The sequence below is a fragment of the Thiohalobacter thiocyanaticus genome (assembly GCF_002356355.1).
GTDB classification, from domain to species: Bacteria; Pseudomonadota; Gammaproteobacteria; order Thiohalobacterales; family Thiohalobacteraceae; genus Thiohalobacter; species Thiohalobacter thiocyanaticus_A.
Genome location: NZ_AP018052.1, coordinates 2,957,304 through 2,980,462 on the forward strand (window position 1 = coordinate 2,957,304; position 23,159 = coordinate 2,980,462).

Sequence of the window (23,159 nt, forward strand, 5' to 3'; positions counted from 1 at the left end):
GGTCGCAGCGTCAGCGGGCCTCACCGACCGTCTCGATCAGCACCGGGATGCGTGCCGGCGCCAGGCACTGTCCGGCGTCGCTGCAGGCCTGGGCATGCACGCTCAACTCCAGCCCCGGCGGCGCGGCCCGCTCAAGTCGCAGTGGGATGCGCGTGCCGTCGTCATAGACCCGGATGGGCCATTCGAAGCCGGCCGCCAGCGGCCGGCCGGCGGGGTAATCGGCCGTCAGTACCAGTTCGCGGCCGCCGGCGCGGGCGCTGACCCGGGTCGGTATCAGGAACTCCAGCGAGGCCGGTGAGGCATTGACGTGCCAGCCGGGATCCAGTTGCAGGGTCAGGATCAGCCGGCGCGGATCCTCTGCCTCGGACCGGGCCACCACCCGCAGCCGGTCGGCCGTGTCCGGCGGCGTGAAATCCTGCGCCGGCGGCGCTGCGCCCTCATCGAGCCCCGCCGCACGGTATTCGGCCAGCGCCCGGAGCATGTGGGGCATGGCCGTGGGCGCCTCCTCCAGTACGGGCGTGAAGGCGCGCAGGGTCGCGGCGGCATAGGCACCGAAGCGCTCATCGACCTGTCGCGCCAGGCCGGCGAGGGCGCGCGCGGCCAGGCTGTTGGGTGCGGGCAGGGCGGCATCGCGACGCGACCTGGGCTGCACGACCAGGTGCCCGACGGCGGCATCGGCATAGTGGAAGCCGCCGGCCGGATCCCAGAGCGCGGCGATCATCGCATCGCCCAACTGTCCGGCGGCACGCCGCCAGCGCGCCTCGTCGCGCACCCGGTCCAGCGCCAGCAGTCCGAGAATGGTGGCGGCATAGTCATCGAGATAGGCCGGCAGCCGGGCTTCCCCGCCGCGGGCCACATGCAGCAGACGGCCGTCGGCGTCCCGCAGCTGCCGCAGCAGGGCATCGGCGGCACCCGCCGCCTGGTCGATATAGTCCTTGCGCCCCAGCGCCGCGCCGGCATCCGCCAGCGCCTCGATCATCAGGCCGTTCCAGGCCGTGATGACCTTGTCATCGGTGTGCGGCTGCGGACGCTGCAGGCGGACCGCGAGCAGCTGGTCGCGGATCGGCGCCAGACGCGCCTGCAGCCGGGTCGGCGTCAACCCCAGGGCCTCGGCCGTCGCCGCATAGCCCTGCGGCCAGTGCAGCACATGGCCATGATCCAGCTCGGGCGGTCCCTCCACGCCCCAGACCTGAACGGCCAGGGCATACTCCGCCTCGGCCAGCACCGCCCGCAGCTGATCCCGGGACCAGACATAGGAAGCACCCTCCACGCCGGCCACCTCGGCATCCTGCGCCGCATGGAACAGCCCGTCCGGGCCGGTCATCTCCCGCCTCACCCAGGCCACGATGGCCTCGGCGACCCGGCGATTGGCCGCCTCGCCGGTCAGCGCCCAGGCATGCGCATAGACCTGCAGCAGCTGGGCATTGTCATAGAGCATCTTCTCGAAGTGCGGCACGCGCCACTGCGGATCGACGGCATAGCGATGGAAGCCCCCGCCGACCTGATCGAAAATGCCGCCGCGCGCCATGGCATCCAGAGTGGCGTGGAGCATCTCGCGGGCCCTGGCGTCGCCGCTGCGCTCAGCATGGGTCAGCAGCAACTGCAGGTTGGACGGCAGCGGAAAACGCGGCGGCGGACCGAAGCCGCCGTCGAAGGGATCGAACTCCTGTTCCAGCCCGGCCACCGCCCGCGCGATCACGTCCTTCCCGGGCAGCTGTGCCGCCGCCTCGCCCGGAAGGGCATGGGCCTGTGCGACGCGCGCCATGATCCGGGCCGCGCGACGCTCAATCGCGGGCCGGTCCTCCCGCCACCGGCTCCGCGCCTCCTTCAGGGTGGCGGCCAGCTGTTCCGGGGACAGGTACACGGCAGCAAAGAAGGGGTCGAGATCCGGTGTGAGCAGCAGGTTCATGGGCCAGCCGCCGCGTCCGGTCATCTGGCGCAGGGCGGTCATGTAGACGGCATCCACCTCCGGGCGCTCTTCGCGGTCGACCTTAACGCTGACCGCATAGTCATTGAGCAGCGTCGCGATCGCCGGATCACTGAAGGACTCGCGATTCATCACGTGACACCAGTGGCAGGTCGAGTAGCCCACGGACAGGAAGATGAATTTGTCCTCGCGCCGGGCCCGCTCGAACGCTGCCGCGCCCCAGGGATGCCAGTCCACCGGGTTGTCGGCGTGCTGCTGCAGGTAGGGGCTGGCCGCATCGGCCAGCCGATTCCCCTCCCCCGGCGCCTGCGCCTGGACCGCGCCCGGGGCCAGGCACAGGCCGGCCAGGGAAACCATGACGGAACACAACCAGGCATGCATAGGAACCATATCCTCTTGGACCCGGTCCGGGTGAGTGCGTTCACCGGGACGCCGCCGTCGGAGTCGAGCCGCATACGTCAACAATTTTTACACGACATCAACTTCCATATCTTGTGACAACAGCCGTTAAATCAGCCGGTAACACCGAATATACGGGATGGCCGGCGGCTGCGCCCGGGAACCGGGGGCATTGCCGCCGGAACCCGAAGGATCCGACACATAGACCGCAATTTATTGTTTTTCATATTTTAAACAGCGCAAACTCAGACAAGGGGCGGAGACAGGATCTCACCCGCTTATGGAAAACCTTACGTTTTGTTGCCCGCGAGCGTGCCGATGTCACGTGAGCCGGCCTGACGACATCATATATCTCTGTTTATCCAGAACAAAATTTCACCTGGCAGGCCTCTTGCTTGTTCAACAGCGATTACTCCGTTTACCGGCCCGTCCGGGACGGATCTGCTGTTGCCCGCCCCCACCGGCCGGCGACAGGCCAGACGTGATAACGATTATTAAAGTTTGAGGGGGAGCCCATGCCGCACACTATAACCACATCAGGGTGGATGAAACGGGTTGCCGTCGCGCTGGGAACGGCCTGGCTGTATGCCTCAGCAGTCAGCGCGGCCCCATTGGGCCTGACGCAGCAGTTCCCGGATATCCAGACCTCGGATCTGAACATCAGCTATGACGCCGGCACGGGCAGCCTTAGCGCGAACCAGCCCACCTTCGCCATGTTCACCTATTCCGACGGCATCACCTCGACCCAGTACTATGACTGGACCTATTCATTGACCGCCAGCCTGGACAGCGGCACCGGCACCCTGACCTCCGGCAGCCTGGAGATCCAGGACGGGTCCAGCGTCACCCAACTCAGCGGCAGCCTCACCGCCTTCGGTTACACCGATGCAGGCAGCAAAGACGTATTCGAATTCCTGTTCGACGTGACCGGCGGCGCTCTGGCCGGCGACTTCGGCGCGCTGGGCGGCATCATCATCGTGACTGACACCAGCGACTTCACCGGAGACTTCGGTATCGATTTCACTGCCGCCAGCACGTCCAACGACACCTTCGCCGCCGTCGTCCCGGTACCGGCCGCCGTCTGGCTGTTCGGCAGCGGCCTGCTGGGCCTGGCCGCCGCCGCCCGACGCCGGCACTGAAAATGGACTTTCAGTCTGCACACAAGACAAGGAGCACAACCGTGACGGAACTGAAAACTCGTATCGGACGCACTGCCGCGGCCCTGCTGCTGGCACTGACGCTCGCACCGGCTCAGGCCACCCTGCTGGACATCGATCCCGATGCCCCCCTGCTGCGCTTCGGCAGCCTGCTGAATCAGGGTGCCGACTATGACAGCGCCAGCGGCCGGCTCAGCATCACTGGCGATCCGCAGGCACTGCAATTCGTCCTGCCGGGCCCCTTCACCGGTATCAGCGGACCGCGCTCCCTGAGCATGGACTTCTTCGTGGACAGCAGCGGCATCGTCACCGGCGGCATTGCCGGCAACGACTTCGAACTGTTCGGCGAAATCGACAGCGACGGCGACGGCCTTGCGGATTTCACCGGCCTGCTGCTGGCCGGCGAGATCCGCGACTTCGGTTTTCAGAACCTGACCGCCACGGTGGATGCAATGGACTTGCTGTTCGAGGTCAGCGGCGGCAGCCTCGCCGGCCAGTTCGCCGGCTTCGGCATCGGCGTGGCCATGACACTGGAGAACTCCAGCTTCACCGGCAGCTTCGCCCAGGACTTCACCAGCACCCGGGTCAAGGGCCGCATCGGCACCGCCCCCCTCCCGCCCAGCCAGATCCCGGAACCGGGCACCGCCTGGTTGCTGGGCCTGGCCCTGCCGGCCCTGCTGCCCGCACTGCGCCGCCGCACCCGACACGGCTAGACATCAGCGCGACCACCTGAGCCGCCGGTCAGGCCGCGGCCGTTGTACCGCGCCGGCGGAACCGGTGCCGAACAGCACCCGGCCGGCGAGCCACAGCGCCAGTCCCGACGCCAGCAGCAGCAGGCTGCGGCCCAGCAGTTGCTGCTGATCCACCAGGTAATTGGTGCATACCCGCACGGGAGCGGCGCTGTAGAGCCAGCCCAGCACCACCAGCATGCTGAGCAGGTTGCTCCACAGAAAGCCGCGGCCGATCAGCGGCAGGCGGCGCCAGCTCAGCGCCAGCGGCATCCCCACCAGCAGCGGCAGACTGAGGAACTTGGCCAGTTCCATCAGCGGCGCATTGAGGGCGGCATCGAGCGAGCGCGGCAGCATCCAGAAGGCCGCGGCGAACAGCGCCAGCAGGGTCAGCGGCAGGCCGGCGGCATTGCAGCGATCCAGACGTTGATGCAACCGGGGCGGCAGCCAGCGCCAGGCGAGCGCCCCGATCCCGACCAGCAGCGGCAGCTGCACCAGCATGTGGCTGACCATGCCCGCCTCCAGCCAGCCGCGCAGCGGCGGCGCGGCCAACAACGCATAAACCGCCACCAGCATCCAGCCGCGGCCCGGCCCGACCATTGGATTCACAGCCATTCCCGCACCCGCTCAACGAAGGCCAGCGGCCGGTCGTAATCCTCTATCCGCACCAGCCGCCCGTCGCGGTCGACCAGGTGCAGGGCCGCATTGTGCTCGAAGCCGCCGAAGCCGTCGGGAATGACCACGATGCCGAAGCTGTGCAGCAGGGCCTGCAACTCGTCCGGATCCTCAACCCGCGCCACCCGCCAGGCCTCGCCGTCCGCATGGTAGCGTGCCGCATAATCGGCCAGCCGCGCCGGGTGGTCGCGCTCGGGATCGAAACTGATGCTGAGCAACATCAGTTCCCGGCCCGGCACGGACGCCGGCAGGGCATCGCGCACCCGCTGGAAGGCCTGCCCCAGGGCCCGGCACACGCTCGGACAGTTCACATAGATGAACTCCACCGCCAGCAACCGGCCCTGCAGATCAGCCAGCGCAAAGCGCCGGCCGCTCTGGTCCTGCAGCGTCACCGCGGGCAGCGGCCGGGGGCTGGTGTGCACGGCAAGGCGCCGCGCGCCCTCGTCGGTGAAGGCACGGAAGCCGTCCGTGCCCCAGGCCAGAACAGCGACACCGAGCAGCGTCACCGCCAGCGCCGTGAGCAGGCTGCACCTCATACCGCCCGGCTCCGGGCCTGGCCCAGGCGCAGCAGGAACCGGCCGACGAACACCAGGGTGGCCGCCAGCACCAGCGCGGCGAACAACGCACCGGCGCGGTCATAGGGCAGCCACTGGGCCAGGTGTTCGGCATAGCGGCGCGGCGCGCCGGCCTGCCCGCCGGCCAGAAAGGCCAGCACGAAACCCAGCCCCGCCACGGCGAACACCCAGAAACCGATCCGGTCCAGGCCGCGGCCGGCGGCGGTCTGCCGGTCGCCGGTCAGGAAATACATGAAGCCCAACACCATGGGCAGCATGCCCAGCAGCAGATAGGTATGGAAATGCCCCGGCACCCACATGGTGTTATGCATCACCTGATTGATCACCACGGTGGCGTCGATGATGGCCGGGATCACGCCCGCCCCCCAGCCGAACATCGACAGCAGCAGCAGACCGGAAGTCAGGTCCCAGCGGATACCGGACCGGTAGACATTGGTGAGCGCGCCGAACACGGTCACCACCAGCACCGGCAGACCGCTGGCGTAGGAGATCACCTGGCCGGCCACCAGCGCCCACTGCGGCATGGCGAAGTCCATCAGCAGATGATGCGGATAATTGGTCATCACCATGATCAGCGAGGCGTTCCAGGCCGCCAGCACCACCTTGTTCGACTTCCAGGGCCGACCGGTATGGCGCGGCAGGATCTCGTAGACGGCGATCACGGCCATGTAGATGGTGGCGTTGATGAACACATGCCCGAAGAAGTAGGTCATGTTCTTGGCCAGCAGCGGATCGATCGCGAAGGCCGGCACATAGAGGTTGATCAGGGTCATGGCGAGGATGGCCGCGCCGACGGTGATGCCGATACTGTTGATGATCAGCACCATGGTGCTGGCCACCACCGCCACCGGCGGCGCCCGGCCGTCGTCGCGACCGAACAGCTGCGGCCAGCCCAGGGCGCGGCCCAGGTTGCCGTATTGCCCGAGGATGGCACGCGCCGCATCCAGATACAGCAGCAGGAAGCCGGTGCCGATCACCAGCAGCCCGCCCACGAACAGGGCTGCGGCCTGGGTGTCCCACACCCCCATGGGCCGGGCCGGCAGCGGATACAGGAAGGTCCAGGCGCCGGCGAAGCCGCCGGCCAGCACGCTGGCCAGGATCATCACCACTCCGGCCAGGAACAGCACCAGGTTGGCGATGAACATGCCGCGCGACAAGCGCACATACTGGCCCAGGAAGTGCCACATCACCGCCACGCTGGCGAGCGCGGCGATGCCCACCATGCCGGCGCCGTGCAGTGTCAGCAGTTCATAGAAGGTATCGGGTCCGAGTTGCAGCAACCCGCCCTGGGCCAGGCGCATCAGCAGCCCGAAGGCCATCATCAGCAGCACCACCGCCCCGGCCGTGACCAGGTAGGCCAGTACCGGCGCGGATGCGCGCCGCGCGGGATCCGGCGCGCCCTTGGCATCGACTTCACTCATGTGAGTTCTCCTCTTCGGCAACCGCCACCACCTTCAACTCGGCGATCATGTCGTGATGAATCAGACCGCAGTACTCCAGGCACAGCAGCTTGTAGGTGCCGGGCTCGGCAAAGGTGTGGCGCAGGGTGTTGGTGTAGTCAGGCATGGCCATCACCTGGGCGACCAGGCGCATGTCCGCGTCATAGATGCCCAGCCCGTGGTTGACGTCGGCGCTGGTGACCCGGAATTCCACCGGGGTGCCGACACTGGCCCGATCCGTACTGAGATCCCAGGCCCACTGTTTGCCGACCACCTCGATGACCTGGGACTCCCGGCGGTCGATCCCGGCGCTGGCATAGGGCAGGTCGAGCAATGTGTAGAGCATCACCGGCGTGACCACGACCAGCAGGGCCCAGAACAGGATCCCGCGGATGCGGTAGGCGCGGCTGACCACGGAGGCGTCCGCGTCCGCGCGGTCGCGCGCCCGCCGCGCCACGAACAGGAAGGCGATGAGCAGAGCCCCCATGAGGATGAGGCTGAGCTGCCAGGCAAGCGTCTGATACATAGAAGTCCCCGTCATTCGGTTGAACACAGTCACACCGGGCGGATGCCCGGCGCGCCTCCTGTTTGCCAGAACCATGCCAGATAACAACCAATTGACTTTACGGGATAATTTAATACATGTATTCTATATGAATGTTAATATGTGTTCACACTCCCGCCACGCTTGACGTTCACTCTGAACATCCGGATCTCCGCCCATGTTCACGCTGAATACCCTGAGCCGGTTCCTGGACAGCCTGGAGGAAGGGGTCCTGTTCCTGGATCGCGAGCGCCGCGTGGTCGCCATCAACGAGGCCGCCAGCGCGCTGCTCGGCCGGGCTCGGGACGAGGTACTGCGCCGGCCCTGTCCTGGCATCTTCGCCGATACCGCCTGCGCCCGCGCCTGCGAGGCGCGCGGCCACTGCACCCTGAGCCAGGCCCACGCCAGCGCCCGCCAGCTGCAGGACATCAGCCTGACCCGCCCGGACGGCCTGGCGGTGCATCTGCGCATGTGGTCGCTGCTGCTGCCGCCCAACCAGGCCGACCTGTACAGCGCCATCATCCTGCGCGACCGCTCGCGCGAGGTGGAACTGGAAGGCGAGGTGCGCGAGCGGCTGCGCCTGGGCGGCATCGTCGGCCACAGCCCGGTGATGCAGACCCTGTACGAGAAGATCCTGCGCGCCGCCACCAGCGACGCCACCGTGCTGGTGATGGGCGAGTCCGGCACCGGCAAGGAACTGGTGGCCCGCGCCCTGCACGACAATTCGCCCCGCAGCAGCGGCCCCTACATCGCCGTGCACTGCGCCGCCCTGCCGGAGAACCTGCTGGAGGCGGAGTTGTTCGGCCATGCCCGCGGCGCCTTCACCGGTGCGGCCACGGCGCGCGCCGGCCGCTTCGAGGCAGCCCACGGCGGCACCCTGCTGCTGGACGAGATCGGCGAGATTCCCCCCAGCATCCAGGTCAAGCTGCTGCGGGTGTTGCAGGAGCGCGAGATCGTGCGCCTGGGCGAGAACCACGCCCGGGCGATCGACGTGCGCGTGATAGCGGCCACCCACCGCGACCTGGCCGCCATGGTCCAGCGCGGCGAATTCCGCGAGGATCTGTATTACCGGCTGCGGGTACTGCCGCTGGAGGTCCCGGCCCTGCGCCAGCGCCGCGAGGACATCGCCATGCTCGCCACCCGACTGCTGGAGGACGTGGCCCAGAACTATCAACGCCCCCCGCCGGAGTTGGCGCATGAAACCGTGCTGCAGCTGGAAGCCTGCGACTGGCCGGGCAATGTGCGGCAGCTGGCCAATGCCATCGAATACGCCCTGGTCCACTGCGACGGCGAGCGCATTCTGCCCCGCCATCTCCCGCCGGACATCGCCGGCGACGCGGTGCTGTCCGCAGTACCGGCACCGGGCAAGGCCGGCCTGACCCGTTACTACCGCGCTCCGATCAACGACGCCGACGAATGGACACGAATCCGGCAGACCCTGCGCGCAACCGGCGGCAACAAGGCCGAGGCCGCCCGCCGCCTGGGCATGTCGCGCACCACCCTGTGGAAGCGGCTGCGGGAAAATGCTCGCCGTCAGCGTTGACTGGTGGATATATCCTCGACTGCATCGGTGTGCAAACAAAAAAGCGGAGTTGGATTAATCAGAAACCCCTTAAGTATTGAACGTGTAATCTGGCATTCAGACATGGTACTTATGATTACTGGAGTTAACCACGAGGATATATGAGAGGTTATTCAATGGAATTATAAGCAAACAAATCGTCAGCAATCGCAAGGAACACATTGTCTCGCTGCTGGTGTATCGCACAAAGTCCGGCTCATCCCCGCAGGCGCGGGGAACACGGCGAATCAGTCAGATATCAGCGCTAACACGGCGGTTCATCCCCGCAGGCGCGGGGAACACAGCGGGAACCCGGCGGCGGTCGTCACGCCACCCGGTTCATCCCCGCAGGCGCGGGGAACACAGACGGCTTAAAGACTTCTGCGGCGCCATGGCCGGTTCATCCCCGCAGGCGCGGGGAACACTCATCGTCCCGCAGCAGGATGGGAAGGACATATGGTTCATCCCCGCAGGCGCGGGGAACACGTCACAAGCGTCGGCTCTGCTGTGTCTCCTTCCGGTTCATCCCCGCAGGCGCGGGGAACACGGGAGGTGAGGAATGAGCGTGGAACGCGCGGACGGTTCATCCCCGCAGGCGCGGGGAACACCAGGGGTAGGTGACAGTGGCTGATATTGCCAGCGGTTCATCCCCGCAGGCGCGGGGAACACCGGGCGGCACGAGTTCATACCGCTGCATGGGCACGGTTCATCCCCGCAGGCGCGGGGAACACGATTATGCCCCGCAACTCTCAGAATCAGAGACCGGTTCATCCCCGCAGGCGCGGGGAACACTTCGCCGCCGCTGTTTCTGTGCGGTGTCCTCACGGTTCATCCCCGCAGGCGCGGGGAACACGGCTGCCACCGACCTCTCTACCGTAAAGGGGCACGGTTCATCCCCGCAGGCGCGGGGAACACGGTGTGCTGAAGATCTCCGGATCCTGCTGGGCGCGGTTCATCCCCGCAGGCGCGGGGAACACATGCCCGACATAGCCCGCGTCGGGGAAGGTTTCGGTTCATCCCCGCAGGCGCGGGGAACACGGCGAGCTTACCCAACGGATTGAGAATATCCGCGGTTCATCCCCGCAGGCGCGGGGAACACACCACAATATAATATTTCACATTTTCCATTTTCGGTTCATCCCCGCAGGCGCGGGGAACACGGAAAAATCGTATTGGAGCGCGGCGGCACTTCCGGTTCATCCCCGCAGGCGCGGGGAACACGCTGATCGTCGCGCTGTTGCCTGCCGGGTGTTCGGTTCATCCCCGCAGGCGCGGGGAACACGAATTGTGGGCCTTCAAGGACGGGCACCAGGTCGGTTCATCCCCGCAGGCGCGGGGAACACTCTTGACGTACCTCTTTTAACCAGTCTGCTCTACGGTTCATCCCCGCAGGCGCGGGGAACACCCGAAAAAAGGTGTATCTTGGAAAGCCGAAGACGGTTCATCCCCGCAGGCGCGGGGAACACATACGGCGGTGCTGCGCGCGCCGCACGTGACACCGGTTCATCCCCGCAGGCGCGGGGAACACGCCCCGCTGGTCATCCCCACCCAGGTCGGCGCCGGTTCATCCCCGCAGGCGCGGGGAACACTCCGGGTCGCCCACAGAGTCCACAGGACGGACCGGTTCATCCCCGCAGGCGCGGGGAACACCATCTGCTGTGTTTCCATCAGTGCCATTATGTCGGTTCATCCCCGCAGGCGCGGGGAACACGCGCTTCTCGCGGGCGATCTGCTCCAGGTTGGCGGTTCATCCCCGCAGGCGCGGGGAACACCATTCATCAATGGAATGGCGCTCGCATCCGATCGGTTCATCCCCGCAGGCGCGGGGAACACGATCCCCGATACCACGCCGGCGATTCCGTCGCCGGTTCATCCCCGCAGGCGCGGGGAACACGAGAGGCCAATGGCCCGGTGTGGGAGTTTGTGCGGTTCATCCCCGCAGGCGCGGGGAACACCGCCCCGGTGCGGCGCAGCCAGTCGCGGTAGTCGGTTCATCCCCGCAGGCGCGGGGAACACTCGGCGGGGCCCTGGCCCTTGCTGTCGGCCGCCGGTTCATCCCCGCAGGCGCGGGGAACACATACTGAGACGCCCGGTAATGCGCCCTGCCGGCGGTTCATCCCCGCAGGCGCGGGGAACACTGGGCCGTGGACACCACCACGGGGATCATCACCGGTTCATCCCCGCAGGCGCGGGGAACACAGCTTCGAGCTGGAGGGCGTCGACTCGACAAACGGTTCATCCCCGCAGGCGCGGGGAACACTGCGCTTGTTCCGTAGATTTTCAAGCCCATGCCGGTTCATCCCCGCAGGCGCGGGGAACACGCCAGGTCAACAGTCACATAGCGGTTGGAGCCCGGTTCATCCCCGCAGGCGCGGGGAACACAAGGCCGCTAGTCCTGGCGTCGGTTAGAGTGGCGGTTCATCCCCGCAGGCGCGGGGAACACTTGAGCATTGCGTCAGCCCACATGTATCGTGCCGGTTCATCCCCGCAGGCGCGGGGAACACCGCTCCTGCTGCTCTCCTGCCCAATCGCGGTCCGGTTCATCCCCGCAGGCGCGGGGAACACGGTCTGTGGCGGGCCTACAATACACAGAGTCCCGGTTCATCCCCGCAGGCGCGGGGAACACGCATTGGCAAGATCCCGAAGTTGGTCAGCAGTGCGGTTCATCCCCGCAGGCGCGGGGAACACGCGGAGAGCCTGCATGCGGAGCTGATCGACTCTCGGTTCATCCCCGCAGGCGCGGGGAACACCGTTCGAGCATGTCAGTCATGCCCTAAAATTCCGGTTCATCCCCGCAGGCGCGGGGAACACGCCGAGCGCAATCCTGGTGGAAACATCGGCGGTGGTTCATCCCCGCAGGCGCGGGGAACACTCCTGTCCGGTGCCACTGCCTGTAGCGCCGACCGGTTCATCCCCGCAGGCGCGGGGAACACCTGCGACAGCCACGAAGTCAGCATGCCGACCACGGTTCATCCCCGCAGGCGCGGGGAACACGGAGTCGGATCGTTGGGATCGCCGGTGCCGATCGGTTCATCCCCGCAGGCGCGGGGAACACGGACAACGTGTTTTACCGGGGCGCCAATGGCGTCGGTTCATCCCCGCAGGCGCGGGGAACACTGGCCAGTAATTGCCGATTGATCCCGACATGCCGGTTCATCCCCGCAGGCGCGGGGAACACACCCTGATCATCGCTGTTGCCGCTGTCGCTGGCGGTTCATCCCCGCAGGCGCGGGGAACACGGGCAACAGGCAGAGCGAATCCCGAAACCGGGCGGTTCATCCCCGCAGGCGCGGGGAACACGGGCAACAGGCAGAGCGAATCCCGAAACCGGGCGGTTCATCCCCGCAGGCGCGGGGAACACAAGGCCGCCGGCCTGTGGGCGGGCAAATTCGCCGGTTCATCCCCGCAGGCGCGGGGAACACCTGACAATTGCCAGTCAACGGGCGCCCGGCACCGGTTCATCCCCGCAGGCGCGGGGAACACATCGGCCCCGAGTATCTGCGCGGTAAAAAAGGCGGTTCATCCCCGCAGGCGCGGGGAACACTCGGTAGTGTCCTGACACCACTTGTGGGCATCCGGTTCATCCCCGCAGGCGCGGGGAACACCAGGGCGGTAGCACGCCTGAAGACATGCAACGCGGTTCATCCCCGCAGGCGCGGGGAACACTCGAGATATGACACCTTTCCGGCTGGGGTCATCGGTTCATCCCCGCAGGCGCGGGGAACACAGTGGGTATAGGCGTCTCTCCCGCATGAGCCGCGGTTCATCCCCGCAGGCGCGGGGAACACTCTACCAGCACTGCATCGAAATCGGCGCAGACCGGTTCATCCCCGCAGGCGCGGGGAACACTACAGCTACACAATTCCCGGCGACGCGCTCTACGGTTCATCCCCGCAGGCGCGGGGAACACCGCTGACGCTGCTGGCGTTTGTACTCATCCAGCGGTTCATCCCCGCAGGCGCGGGGAACACTCTTAGGATCACGCTTGAGTCCCATCAGTCAACGGTTCATCCCCGCAGGCGCGGGGAACACAATCGGCGGCGAGCTTGGCTCGGCGCTTATATCGGTTCATCCCCGCAGGCGCGGGGAACACTCCGCTGCTTCCAGGTGTGATACTGAATATGGCGGTTCATCCCCGCAGGCGCGGGGAACACCGGTGGTATTTACTCAGTAGCTCCTGAGCGTCCGGTTCATCCCCGCAGGCGCGGGGAACACGCGAAAGTGGCGTAATAGGCATAGTGGCGAACCGGTTCATCCCCGCAGGCGCGGGGAACACACCCGGACCTGTACCACATCGAAAAGTATTTACGGTTCATCCCCGCAGGCGCGGGGAACACTCAGCAATGCCAGTGCGGAGGATTTCTACCTGCGGTTCATCCCCGCAGGCGCGGGGAACACATCGGTCGGGATGCTGCGGCCGTCCGTCCAGGCGGTTCATCCCCGCAGGCGCGGGGAACACGTTCTGCCAGCCCTCATCCCCATTCTGGTTGGCGGTTCATCCCCGCAGGCGCGGGGAACACAGCGTGGCCTGGCGGTGGTCGATCTCCAGCTTCGGTTCATCCCCGCAGGCGCGGGGAACACGCGCTGCAGGAAGTTCTGGGCACGGGTGGTGCGCGGTTCATCCCCGCAGGCGCGGGGAACACAGTTCACCTCCCGCCGGGGCGGATGCTGATCACGGTTCATCCCCGCAGGCGCGGGGAACACCCGATGCTGTTGGCGTTATCGGCACACCAAATCGGTTCATCCCCGCAGGCGCGGGGAACACACCTGCCCTCCTGATCTGATTGACGTGAACATCGGTTCATCCCCGCAGGCGCGGGGAACACGCGGCCAGGCGGATTCGCGCGCGCCCGTGCACCGGTTCATCCCCGCAGGCGCGGGGAACACTTCGATGCGGCCGAGTTCGGCGGCAAGATCAACGGTTCATCCCCGCAGGCGCGGGGAACACTATCAGACCGACACCGGCTCCACCGGCAATGTCGGTTCATCCCCGCAGGCGCGGGGAACACAAAACACAACAAACAATTGCGGCTGTCACCACCGGTTCATCCCCGCAGGCGCGGGGAACACGGGGAGGTAGCATGAAAGACCTGATGGCATTGCGGTTCATCCCCGCAGGCGCGGGGAACACTGGATGATGGGTTGGCCGCTCGGAACGACAGCCGGTTCATCCCCGCAGGCGCGGGGAACACTGAGCGCGGTCTGTACGTCCGCCGAAAGTTACCGGTTCATCCCCGCAGGCGCGGGGAACACCCAACAGGCAGCACCGCATCTGTCGTAAAGGTCGGTTCATCCCCGCAGGCGCGGGGAACACACTTCCTACATCTTTATGATTTATCGAAAGAAAATGACCCGTGAATTTTCCACCGAAAAATCATGCCGATTTTGATGTATTTTTCCGAATTGTTAAAGAGCACTGAAATCCTCTTCATCGGGGATTTCGGGAAGAAAGGTCACAAGTTTCATGCCGTCCACGTCTTTGGGAATACGCCGATTGACACCAAGAGTTATGAAGTCGAATCCAGCTTCATTATTAGTCCGCCACGCGACAACGGCGTTCCCATCCTCGATGCCTGCCTCAACCTGTCCCCAGATCATATCTCGCACCTTGACCGAATAGTTCCCGACATAAACGCCGGCACGGATTTCGAGCAGCCAGGCAGCGAGTCGTCCTCGCAGACGTGGTGGTGCATTCTCAACTACGATGACCAGCATCGCCCAAGCCCTTTTTGTTGGGTATGGCAGGCTGGACTGCTTCAGGCGGCGGCTCTGGCGGCTTCTCACCACCCGCATCCAGAACATCGTTGATCATGGGGATAATACGGTCAAGCAATCTACTTTCGCGAAAAACATCTCGGCATGCCTGCCTCACCCTGCGCTCGGGAGTACCGGGCGACTGGGCTGCGACCTTGAAGGCTACGGGAACGACGGTATCAAACTTGACGATATCGGCAATATCATAGACGAAGGAAAGCGGCTTACCGGTGTGGATGAAGCCGATCGCGGGAGCGTAGCCGGCGGCGAGTATTGCGGCTTCAGTAACACCATACAGGCACGCAGTAGCGGCGGAGAGACAGCGGTTAGGGAGATCCGCTTTATCCCACTCCTGCTGATCGTAGCGCCGGCCTTTCCATGACACACCATGGCGTTTGGCGAGCAGTTCATAGGTTTTCTTAACCCGCGCCCCTTCGATGCCGCGCAGTTGCTCGACGCTGCGACGACTGGGCGGCTCTTCATTGAAGCGCAGGGCATACATCTTTCGCACAACGTTGAGGCGCAACTTGTCATCGAGCGCAAGTTTCGCTTGATACAGCAACTTATCGGACCTGGCACCTCCGGGTTGACCGGCAGAGTATAGTCGCACACCACCCTCGCCCACCCAAACCAACAACGTACCCACCTTGGCGGCTAATGCCGCGGCGCGATGCGATAACCGCACACCCGGCTCAAGCAAGAGGCAGGCGGTTCCGCCGAGCGGAACATGGGTTCGCACACCATTCTTGTCGATCATCACGAAAGCGCCGTCACGCACATCCACATGGCAGCGCTCGACAAAGAGAATGGAGTTTCGCTCCTTTAGGGGGATAGGGTCTATATCAGGAAGCATCGCCTACATGCGCTCGCCTGTGATTAGTTCAGGATCTAGACACGACGAACCATGAGCAAGCCACATCCGAGCCCTTTGGCTGGCCCTATCCCAGAGAACAGCGCCTCCCTAAAAGCCTGTTCATCGGTGACCGTCAAAAGACCACCAAAGTCAAGCGTACTGAAACTGATGGTTTTTGTCCCACGCCGTTTGCTGCTTTTGTGCTGCTCGTAACCATCCACAGTGATCAGCCCTTCTTCAAAGCTGAAACCGTGCCGTTCCGCACGCGGCCTCAGCCAAGCGAGTCCAGCATCGCGGATGATTGCCTGTAGCGACGGGCGCTCACGGGGGGGCATATCTTTGAATCCAATACGTTTTTTATGATCCATCACCACGTCATGACGCTGACGTCTGCCGTCGCCATTTTTTCGCGTCACCACCGGATTGGCGCGCAGGCTGAAAGCCAGCCTCATCCCCTTTTCGATCCTGGGCGTATAGGGTTTGATGTCGATGGTCCAGAGCCCATCATCATCCTGCGGCTCTCGCTCCGAGACGGTGTAATAACGCGGCCAGTGACCGGCATCCTCACGGCGGTAGAGAAAATCGCGCTCATCCACCCCCTCAAAGAGCCGCCAGACAAACTGATGGTGGCGATAATCATCGACTGCCAGGCTTTTGAGCAAACTTGTCACGCCCGGTCCGGAACGGTTAAGTTCGATACGGCTGAGATACATCACTCCCCCCTACCCGTTGTCGCCATCTGTTCGCTACGGTAATACTCATCGCGCTCACCGAACTGCCATCGCCTACGGCTGGTCGGTTCGTCGCGTCGCGGGCTGATGTGTAGCGCCTCCATGCCGGGGGCATCTGTCGCCTCCCAAGCAAAAATTCGCTCTTCACTCTCCGGCAGCAAATCCAGAATCGGTTCTTGCGGAAAGCTCGCCCGGTCAAACGCCTCTCTGAGATTCGCCGCCGTCACGATATGCGGCGCCAGTGGCAGCGCAGGCGGACAAGCCTTGCGGCCCAGATATAGGGTAAAGTGCGGACGGCGCAAGGCCTCTTCCAGCTGCGCCAGGGTCGGTGCCGGACTCTCTTCTGTGCGCCAGAGCGCGACGGTGTAGAGGGCATCGGTTCGATAGTCGCGCTGGGAGAGCAGGGTGTTCACCCTGTCGGCGCCAAGCTCGTCGCGGCGGGTGCGGTAGACCACCCCCCGGCGTTCCGGCGGCACCTGCACGGTGTGATAGTCGCGCAGCAGTTCACCACTGCGTTCAACACAAACCGCAAGCCCGAGGGAGGAGGCCAGTTCTCGCTGGCGTGCTTCTTCATCGCGACGGATCCCAAGCGCCGCGGCCAAAAGGCCGATAATAGCGGAACGACCAGGCCAAGCCGCCGAGGGCCGGACTTCCCCCACGGCAGTCTCGCCCCATGAGGCAAGCGGGCCGTAGAGGCGTAATAACAGATACTCGCTCATGGGGTTCACTCCGTGATGCAGTCGATGATCTCCCTGAGCCCACCCTTGCCGCTGACAAGGTTCATCACCTCTCGTTTGTCGGCACAGGCGCCGTAGGCCTTGTCCATTGCAGACACGGTTTTGTCCAGCGATGTCACCGATTGCTCCAAAATATCGGCACCATTTACCGGCTTGAGGAAGGCCACAGAAAGCGAGCGGGGCTGCTGATCACCCACCTCGGCGAGAATGTAAGAGGCGCGCGCCCGCGAGGCGAAGCTGTTCTGCTTTCCTGTCGGCGCAATGGTCGCGGCCGACTCGGTCAGCGCTGCCAACGCCTTGTCGGCCAGGGCCTCGTCGCCACCGAGATTATTCTTCAGTAACTCACGATCGACACAGATATATTGATAGAAGAGACCGGCAGCAAATTCGGTTTCACCCATATGCCCGGCTCCGACATCCTCTTCGCCGTTATTGAGATCGTCCACGGCGGTGAAAAAATCATCCTCCACCGTCACCTTGTGCACGCTGATGGCATGAGCAACTTGCGCAGCCGCCTCGGTATTGTACCCTGGGTCACTGGCAAGCATGCGACCAAAAAGCGCGATATCAGCAGCACTGTGGTGTTTGCGCAAAAGGTTCAGCTCATCATTTTCCGGCCCGTCACCACGCTCGGCCAACTTATCACAAAGTGCGCTGATCGCCTCACGCTCTTCCGGACTGAAGTGCGCAAGCTGCTCGATATCCAGCATATGCAGTGGATCCTTATTCTTTTTGTCTTCCTTTTTGGCCTTACCGAAAATACCAGCGATAGCTATGGCCCACGCCTTGGCATCCTTCTCCTTCACACCCTTATTGACAAGATCCTTGTAGATCTCTCGCCCCATCTCTTTGGTGCGAACGCCCAGATGACCACGCAGCGATTGCTGGAACAACTCCGAAGTCCGCCAAGCTCGTTTCAGGCTCTGGGAGGAAATACGCAGGCGCTGTGCGCCGCCCATCATGGCGGTTTTTGGCCGACCCAGATCGTCGCGGTTGAGATTGGCCGGCGGGTAGGCAGTGAGAAGATGAAGTTGTGCAAATCGGCTCATGACTTACTCCTTGTTTCGTTAATATGGTTATCTGTTTCAGTCCACTACCTTGGGAAAGTAGGCAAGTGCCCAGCGCTTGCGCACCCTGTCACCCCAGTAATAGATTGACGTGGCCAGGTCGCTGATATTGGCCTTCTCGTCCAGTTGACGGATGACCCGGATCATCGAAGGATAGATGTCCTCAAACGGTTCCTTGAGCAGGCGGCGGAAACGTAACGAGCTGAGCAGTGGCTTACCCCCTTTCGACTCCGACTCGGCCATCTGCTCGGCCAGAGGTTTCGACCTCTTGACCCTGACGTGGGCGAGCAGGCCGGCGATAGCCGCCAGGCGGTGAATCTCATATCCCTCCAGCTGTGTGTCATCGCTCTTTTCTGTCAGTGCGCCAAGGCGCCGGAGTAGACGGTGGAATGCCGGTTCCAGCATTACTTCTTCAGGCGTTTTACAGCGGCGCAACCGCGCTCGCCCGCCAGTGTCGTTCTGCAAACCCTCCCACCATTCGGCCAGGATCTCGCCGGCGGGCTTGTCTGGGCGGAAGTCAATCTGCATTAGCGGTCTCCTTTACTCCCATTGTCTTAACCTTCTTTGGCTTGGAAAGCCCAAGCAGTTCATACAGCTTGTTACCTTTCAGCCTCTTGCGCAGGTCGATGTGAGCGCGGGCGATGCGCGCCAGTTCCCCTTCATCGAGCGCGCCGCTCTCGGCGCGCTCCTCGAACAGCCTTTCCGCTTCACTTCGCAGGCGTTGCAGCCAGCGCTCACGTAGTGGGACCTCATCTCCACCGTTCAGCGCCACTTCATGACTCTCGCGCAGCAGGGTATAGAAGGCTTCCTCGGTTCGCACCATGAACTCATGGCGAATAAAGCTGGTATCGCCCTTGGCGTCGCCGGGCCTGCTGAACCACGCCTCCTTGACGGCACTCCGGGTGTAATAGGCAGCCTGTGTGGCTGCGTCGATCAGATTGTCCACCTGACGGATGAAGCGCCGCCGCCCCTCCCCTTCGGGCAACAGATAGAGTGGAACCGTGGTCTCATACCAGGCTCGCGCCTTCATGTTGTCCATGTCATAGCCACTGGACCAGAGGCGCAGTTGCGCATTGTCCATTCTGCGATGCTCATGGAAGTAACTCACCACTTGGGCCGGTTTGCGCGCCTCGCCCGGCGTGATCCAACCGCTCCAGTGGCGGAAGCTGAAGCCGCCGGGCTGGGCATGGTTTGGCATCGGCATGCCGCTTTTCTCGTCGATGTAGTGGGGTGTCAGCGGATGCTCCCAAGCACCGCTGTAATTGATACCGTAGTTCTTCGTCACATAGCGGCTCAGCAGCGTTTCACTCGCCGTGGAGCAGATATCGCACTCCCCCTCAACCGGCGCTTCCAGCTCCAGACGGATGCGCCGCGGCATGCCCCAGTACATCTGCAAGGGGTGGGCATGCTCGGGCAGGGTGTCCTCACCCCCCTTGCCGCTGATTCGTGTCGGCGCGAGCCAGGGGAAAATGGCGGCCGGTTCGGCGCGCTCGGAGTTACCGGTAAGTTGGCAGATATGCGACTGCGGCAGGATATTGAGCCAGAGATCGCGCCACAGGGTTGCCGCCACCTTTTCCCCCTTGGGGTCGAGCACCACCAGCGTCGTCAGCGGGCCGCCGCCACGCAAGGAGGTACGGTGCCCCGCGCCGCCGCCCGGAGCACTGGTTTGCAGCGTAAACAGGGCGGCGGCGGCGCAGGCGGGGCAGATGTGGTTCACACCGCCACGCTTGATGAAGTGGTCGGTGTTGTTGCGGAGAGTATTGGCGCCAGGGATCTCGATCAGCAACGAGGCGATCGGCTTGGGATCGTCGTCCAGTTCATCAAAATCCTGCAAGAAGCGCGGCCCCTCACCGCCCAGTTCAAAATAGTCGACATAGGGACCAACCAGCTCCTGCAGCTGCTGCGGTGAGGGCGGCGCTTCCAACCACTCGTCCCAGTCGATCCCCCTCTGCGCGTCGGGGGCAGCCGCCGTCTGCAACAGACCGATCAGAAACTGCGCCAGCGCCCCCTGGAAATCGGGCCGGGCAGCGTCCAGGGCGGTGACCGGATCGCTGTCGTGGCCGTCGGTTAGTTCCCAAGGGGCGATCCGTTCGCGTCGGCCGCTCCTTCTGCGGACGGGGAGCCATTGATCATTAATCAAATTCATTATCCGTACCTCTCACTCCAACTCAACGGTTTTGCGCCACATAATTAGCACTCATCCCCTACCAACAGCCCTTCAAGGCCACTGTAACGCACCGTCACACTATCGCCATAGCCGTTATCTGCGATCCCCTTATCCTCCTGATCGAGCAGCAGCAGCACGCCCCAGCGCCCTTTGGCGGGCAATGTTTCGAGCGTCTGTTCCCACAGTGCTTCGGTAACCGCCGCCGGCCGCTGCGCGGAGGCAATCTTCGCCGTCAACATCGATAACGAGGATAGCTGCCAGGGAAATTCACCCTCCTGTCGCAGGGGCACGATGTCACCGCCTTCCCTGCGCGCCAGATAAACCGGAGTGCTGTCGCCGAGACGGGTCGGCGCCCTCTCCTCGGACCACCAGCGTCCAACCCCGGTAGCACCATAATGGGCCGTTATCCTGAAGGCGTTGTAGTCGGCGAGACTCCCTTCACTGCTCTGCACACCGGCTGAAGCGATATCGCTGGTTTCCAATCCTGCCGGAAACGCCACGTCGTCACCATAGACACCTTCGATCAGGCCGCGGGCATCATCCGGCATGACGAAGCTGCCTTTCGCCATCAGCAGACGCAGGCCCAGCCAGAGGCGGGCGTGGTTGGGATAGACGTAGGCGGCCTTTGGGAGAAACGCGGAAAACCATGTTTCTTCAGGCTCGTCCAACGGCTCCGGCGCGTAGAGGTGAAGCACTGGCGTGCCGCGGCAATCCTCGCCGTCGATGGGATTCCCGGCTTGATCACGCCGGTGGCGATGCAGCCGCCCGGCACGCTGGATGATGAGATCAATGGGAGCCAGGTCGGATATCATGTAATCGAAGTCGATATCCAGCGACTGCTCTACCACCGGGGTGGCGATGAGAATCTGCCTTTTGCGCACGCTCGCCCCTCCCTCCTTGCCGAAACGTTTGACTACACGTGTCTCGATGGCCAGTCGATCGCCGAGGGCGTAGCGGGCATGAAAGAGATCGATTTCCCATTCGGGATGGCGCGCCGTCAGCTCGCGCCACGCCCAGCGGGCGTCGTGAACGGTATTGCGTATCCAACAGAGGCATTCCCCCCGTTCCATCGCCTGAGTCATGAGCGCCTCGGCCTGCTCCAGGGAATCGATGCGTTCGACTGCAACGGTACGGCAGACCTCGGGACGGGATTCGAGCACCTTCTCCTGCAATGCTTCGCTATTGGCACAGGTCATCAACGGGTAGTCCTCTTCGCCTACTCGCTCTATCCGCTTTGTCTGACTTTCGATGCCAACGTAAAAGGCGTCGAGAAGGGCCTGCCGCTGGTTTTGCGGCAGGGTGGCGGAGAGCAGAATGGCGCTGCCGCCGGAGGAGGCATGGAATGTGAGCAGGGCCTTGAGCAGATGGAAGAGATAGGCGTCATAGGCATGAACCTCATCGACGATCAGCACCTTGCCGAGCAGCCCCAGCAGTCGCAGAGACTGGTGTCGCGAAGGAAGCACCCCCAGTACCGCCTGGTCGACGGTCCCCACTCCCACCTCGGCCAGCAACGACTTTTTCGGATTATCGGCCAGCCAACCGGCACAGTGGAACTGGGCCGGCTCAGTGCCGTCGCCGTAATCGTTGTTCCCCGCGACCGGATAGTCCTCGATGGCGTCGCGAAAGCCCCTATGCAGCCGCCGCGCACCATGGGCCAGCACCAGCGACGGCGCCGCCTTCTCGATATAAAGATGGCGATAGACCTGTCCCATGCGCTCAAACATGGCATTGGCGGTAGCCATGGTGGGGAGAGCAAAGTAAAGCCCCCGGACACCCTGCTCAGCCATCAGACGGTGGGCGAGGATGAGTGCCGCCTCGGTCTTGCCGGCGCCTGTGACGTCCTCCAGCAGATAGAGCGCCGGGCCGGAGTACAACTGCAGTGACTGGCAGTGGGCCTGAAGGGGTGTCAGAGTCGTAAAGTATGAACCGAAAAGCTCAGTGGGCTTCTTGACAGGCGCAATAGGTGTCGGCACCACCCCTGAGCGCTGGACCGCCTTTTCCGCCTGCACCAAGGCGCGCTGCCAGTATTCCTCAAGAGGGATGACTTCTTCAACCAAAGGGAAGTATCTCTGATTCGAACCCAGCCAATCACACAGCACCGCCAACCCGGCCAACCACCAGGAGGCCTTCGCGACCGTTTCCGCCGGGGGTAGCGGCGTATCGGCACCAAGCCCGCGCAACTCGCGCCAGTCATCAAAGAAGTCCTTGGCTGCTTCCCTGGCGGTCTCGGGAAAATAGGATTCCGGAACCTCTCGCACTGAGGCATCTTTTGCGGAGACAGGTTTACCATGGTGCCCAAGCACCGTATGCAACCAGTAGTCGGCGGCTGTATCATAAGAGGGACGTCGTCCGCCGGCCGTCAGGCTGAGCAGGCCTCGTTCGGCACCATAGGGGTACAGTGTGGTGCGCCAAAGCAATTCACCGAGCACATCATGGCGCACATAGGGAAGTTCCGCCTGTTCACCTTGGAGTTTGTTGAACAACTCAGGCTGCAATGCCTGAAAATGGCGGGCGAATTTCCCGATATCGTGCAAGCCCAGAAAAAACACAACAAAAGAAACAAAGTCTTCCTCGTCAAGACCCAACATCTGTGCCAGTTGCCGACGAACATACTCATTTCTAGCGAGGTACACGTCACCTACCGCAGCAACATCCAAACAATGGTATGGTAAGAGGTGGCACAAGCCCCCCTCTCCGCTCTTCCCCCAATACTTGTAGTAATTTGGATATGTTTTCTGCACCACTTCACTTTCTCAGTTATTGTGTTTTCTGAAAGCAGTCTACCCCCTCCGGGGATCAAAACCTGATCCACTCCTGCCAATACTCACCGCGGCCTCCTAAAGTC

At 63.6% G+C, this 23,159-nt stretch carries 16 protein-coding genes and 1 CRISPR repeat array; of the genes, 3 read left to right on the top strand and 13 right to left on the bottom strand.

Annotation, left to right across the window (positions count from 1 at the left end; all coding sequences use genetic code 11):
- Nucleotides 1–10: 10 nt before the first annotated feature.
- A complete protein-coding gene (locus CFK21_RS13685; RefSeq protein ID WP_172844309.1) occupies nucleotides 11–2,308 on the bottom strand; it encodes a DUF255 domain-containing protein in 2,298 nt (765 codons plus the stop codon).
- A gap of 563 nt (nucleotides 2,309–2,871) precedes the next feature.
- Between CFK21_RS13685 and CFK21_RS13690 the strand changes: the two genes are divergently transcribed.
- Both CFK21_RS13690 and CFK21_RS13695 read left to right on the top strand, forming a co-directional pair.
- Nucleotides 2,872–3,465: a VPLPA-CTERM sorting domain-containing protein gene (locus CFK21_RS13690; RefSeq protein ID WP_197702960.1), complete on the top strand. Its 594-nt coding sequence runs from the start codon at nucleotides 2,872–2,874 to the stop codon at nucleotides 3,463–3,465.
- A 41-nt stretch (nucleotides 3,466–3,506) separates the two neighbouring features.
- Nucleotides 3,507–4,196 (top strand): hypothetical protein, encoded by a 690-nt coding sequence (locus tag CFK21_RS13695; protein ID WP_096367176.1) that lies wholly within the window; start codon nucleotides 3,507–3,509, stop codon nucleotides 4,194–4,196.
- A gap of 3 nt (nucleotides 4,197–4,199) precedes the next feature.
- Here CFK21_RS13695 and CFK21_RS13700 read toward each other — a convergent pair whose 3' ends face one another.
- The 4 genes from CFK21_RS13700 to CFK21_RS13715 are packed head-to-tail and all read right to left on the bottom strand — an operon-like array spanning nucleotide 4,200 to nucleotide 7,426.
- The gene (locus CFK21_RS13700) at nucleotides 4,200–4,826 is read right to left on the bottom strand and encodes a hypothetical protein (protein ID WP_197702961.1); all 627 of its coding nucleotides are present in this window, start codon (nucleotides 4,824–4,826) and stop codon (nucleotides 4,200–4,202) included.
- Nucleotides 4,817–5,422 (bottom strand): SCO family protein, encoded by a 606-nt coding sequence (locus CFK21_RS13705; protein ID WP_096367178.1) that lies wholly within the window; start codon nucleotides 5,420–5,422, stop codon nucleotides 4,817–4,819. The genes CFK21_RS13700 and CFK21_RS13705 overlap by 10 nt, the downstream gene beginning before the upstream one ends.
- Complete coding sequence (locus tag CFK21_RS13710) at nucleotides 5,419–6,882, bottom strand: cbb3-type cytochrome c oxidase subunit I (RefSeq protein WP_096367179.1); 1,464 nt, start codon at nucleotides 6,880–6,882, stop codon at nucleotides 5,419–5,421. Before CFK21_RS13710 ends, CFK21_RS13705 begins: the two co-directional genes overlap by 4 nt.
- Nucleotides 6,875–7,426: a cytochrome C oxidase subunit II gene (locus tag CFK21_RS13715; RefSeq protein ID WP_096367180.1), complete on the bottom strand. Its 552-nt coding sequence runs from the start codon at nucleotides 7,424–7,426 to the stop codon at nucleotides 6,875–6,877. Before CFK21_RS13715 ends, CFK21_RS13710 begins: the two co-directional genes overlap by 8 nt.
- 196 nt (nucleotides 7,427–7,622) lie before the next feature.
- Here CFK21_RS13715 and CFK21_RS13720 point away from each other — a divergent pair, with 196 nt between their 5' ends.
- Nucleotides 7,623–8,987, top strand: a complete 1,365-nt coding sequence (locus CFK21_RS13720) for a sigma-54 interaction domain-containing protein (protein ID WP_096367181.1) — start codon at nucleotides 7,623–7,625, stop codon at nucleotides 8,985–8,987.
- A 231-nt stretch (nucleotides 8,988–9,218) separates the two neighbouring features.
- A CRISPR array of direct repeats spans nucleotides 9,219–14,319; the repeat unit is 29 nt; unit sequence CGGTTCATCCCCGCAGGCGCGGGGAACAC.
- 92 nt (nucleotides 14,320–14,411) lie between these two features.
- Here the strand turns inward: CFK21_RS13720 and cas2e are convergent.
- Genes cas2e through CFK21_RS13760 form a run of 8 tightly spaced genes read right to left on the bottom strand, consistent with a single transcriptional unit; the run spans nucleotide 14,412 to nucleotide 23,058 of the window.
- A complete protein-coding gene (gene cas2e, locus CFK21_RS13725) occupies nucleotides 14,412–14,720 on the bottom strand; it encodes a type I-E CRISPR-associated endoribonuclease Cas2e (protein ID WP_096367182.1) in 309 nt (102 codons plus the stop codon).
- A complete protein-coding gene (cas1e, locus tag CFK21_RS13730) occupies nucleotides 14,701–15,612 on the bottom strand; it encodes a type I-E CRISPR-associated endonuclease Cas1e (protein WP_096367183.1) in 912 nt (303 codons plus the stop codon). The genes cas2e and cas1e overlap by 20 nt, the downstream gene beginning before the upstream one ends.
- 35 nt (nucleotides 15,613–15,647) lie before the next feature.
- Nucleotides 15,648–16,325 carry a type I-E CRISPR-associated protein Cas6/Cse3/CasE gene (cas6e, locus tag CFK21_RS13735; protein WP_096367184.1) on the bottom strand — a complete coding sequence of 226 codons (678 nt, stop codon included), beginning with the start codon at nucleotides 16,323–16,325 and terminating at the stop codon, nucleotides 15,648–15,650.
- Nucleotides 16,325–17,062 (bottom strand): type I-E CRISPR-associated protein Cas5/CasD, encoded by a 738-nt coding sequence (cas5e, locus tag CFK21_RS13740; RefSeq protein ID WP_096367185.1) that lies wholly within the window; start codon nucleotides 17,060–17,062, stop codon nucleotides 16,325–16,327. Before cas5e ends, cas6e begins: the two co-directional genes overlap by 1 nt.
- A gap of 5 nt (nucleotides 17,063–17,067) precedes the next feature.
- A complete protein-coding gene (cas7e, locus tag CFK21_RS13745) occupies nucleotides 17,068–18,129 on the bottom strand; it encodes a type I-E CRISPR-associated protein Cas7/Cse4/CasC (RefSeq protein WP_096367186.1) in 1,062 nt (353 codons plus the stop codon).
- Nucleotides 18,130–18,165: 36 nt separating this feature from the next.
- Complete coding sequence (gene casB / locus CFK21_RS13750; protein ID WP_096367187.1) at nucleotides 18,166–18,675, bottom strand: type I-E CRISPR-associated protein Cse2/CasB; 510 nt, start codon at nucleotides 18,673–18,675, stop codon at nucleotides 18,166–18,168.
- A complete protein-coding gene (casA, locus tag CFK21_RS13755) occupies nucleotides 18,665–20,293 on the bottom strand; it encodes a type I-E CRISPR-associated protein Cse1/CasA (protein WP_096367188.1) in 1,629 nt (542 codons plus the stop codon). The genes casB and casA overlap by 11 nt, the downstream gene beginning before the upstream one ends.
- A gap of 44 nt (nucleotides 20,294–20,337) precedes the next feature.
- Complete coding sequence (locus tag CFK21_RS13760) at nucleotides 20,338–23,058, bottom strand: CRISPR-associated helicase/endonuclease Cas3 (RefSeq protein ID WP_096367189.1); 2,721 nt, start codon at nucleotides 23,056–23,058, stop codon at nucleotides 20,338–20,340.
- Nucleotides 23,059–23,159 lie beyond the last annotated feature (101 nt).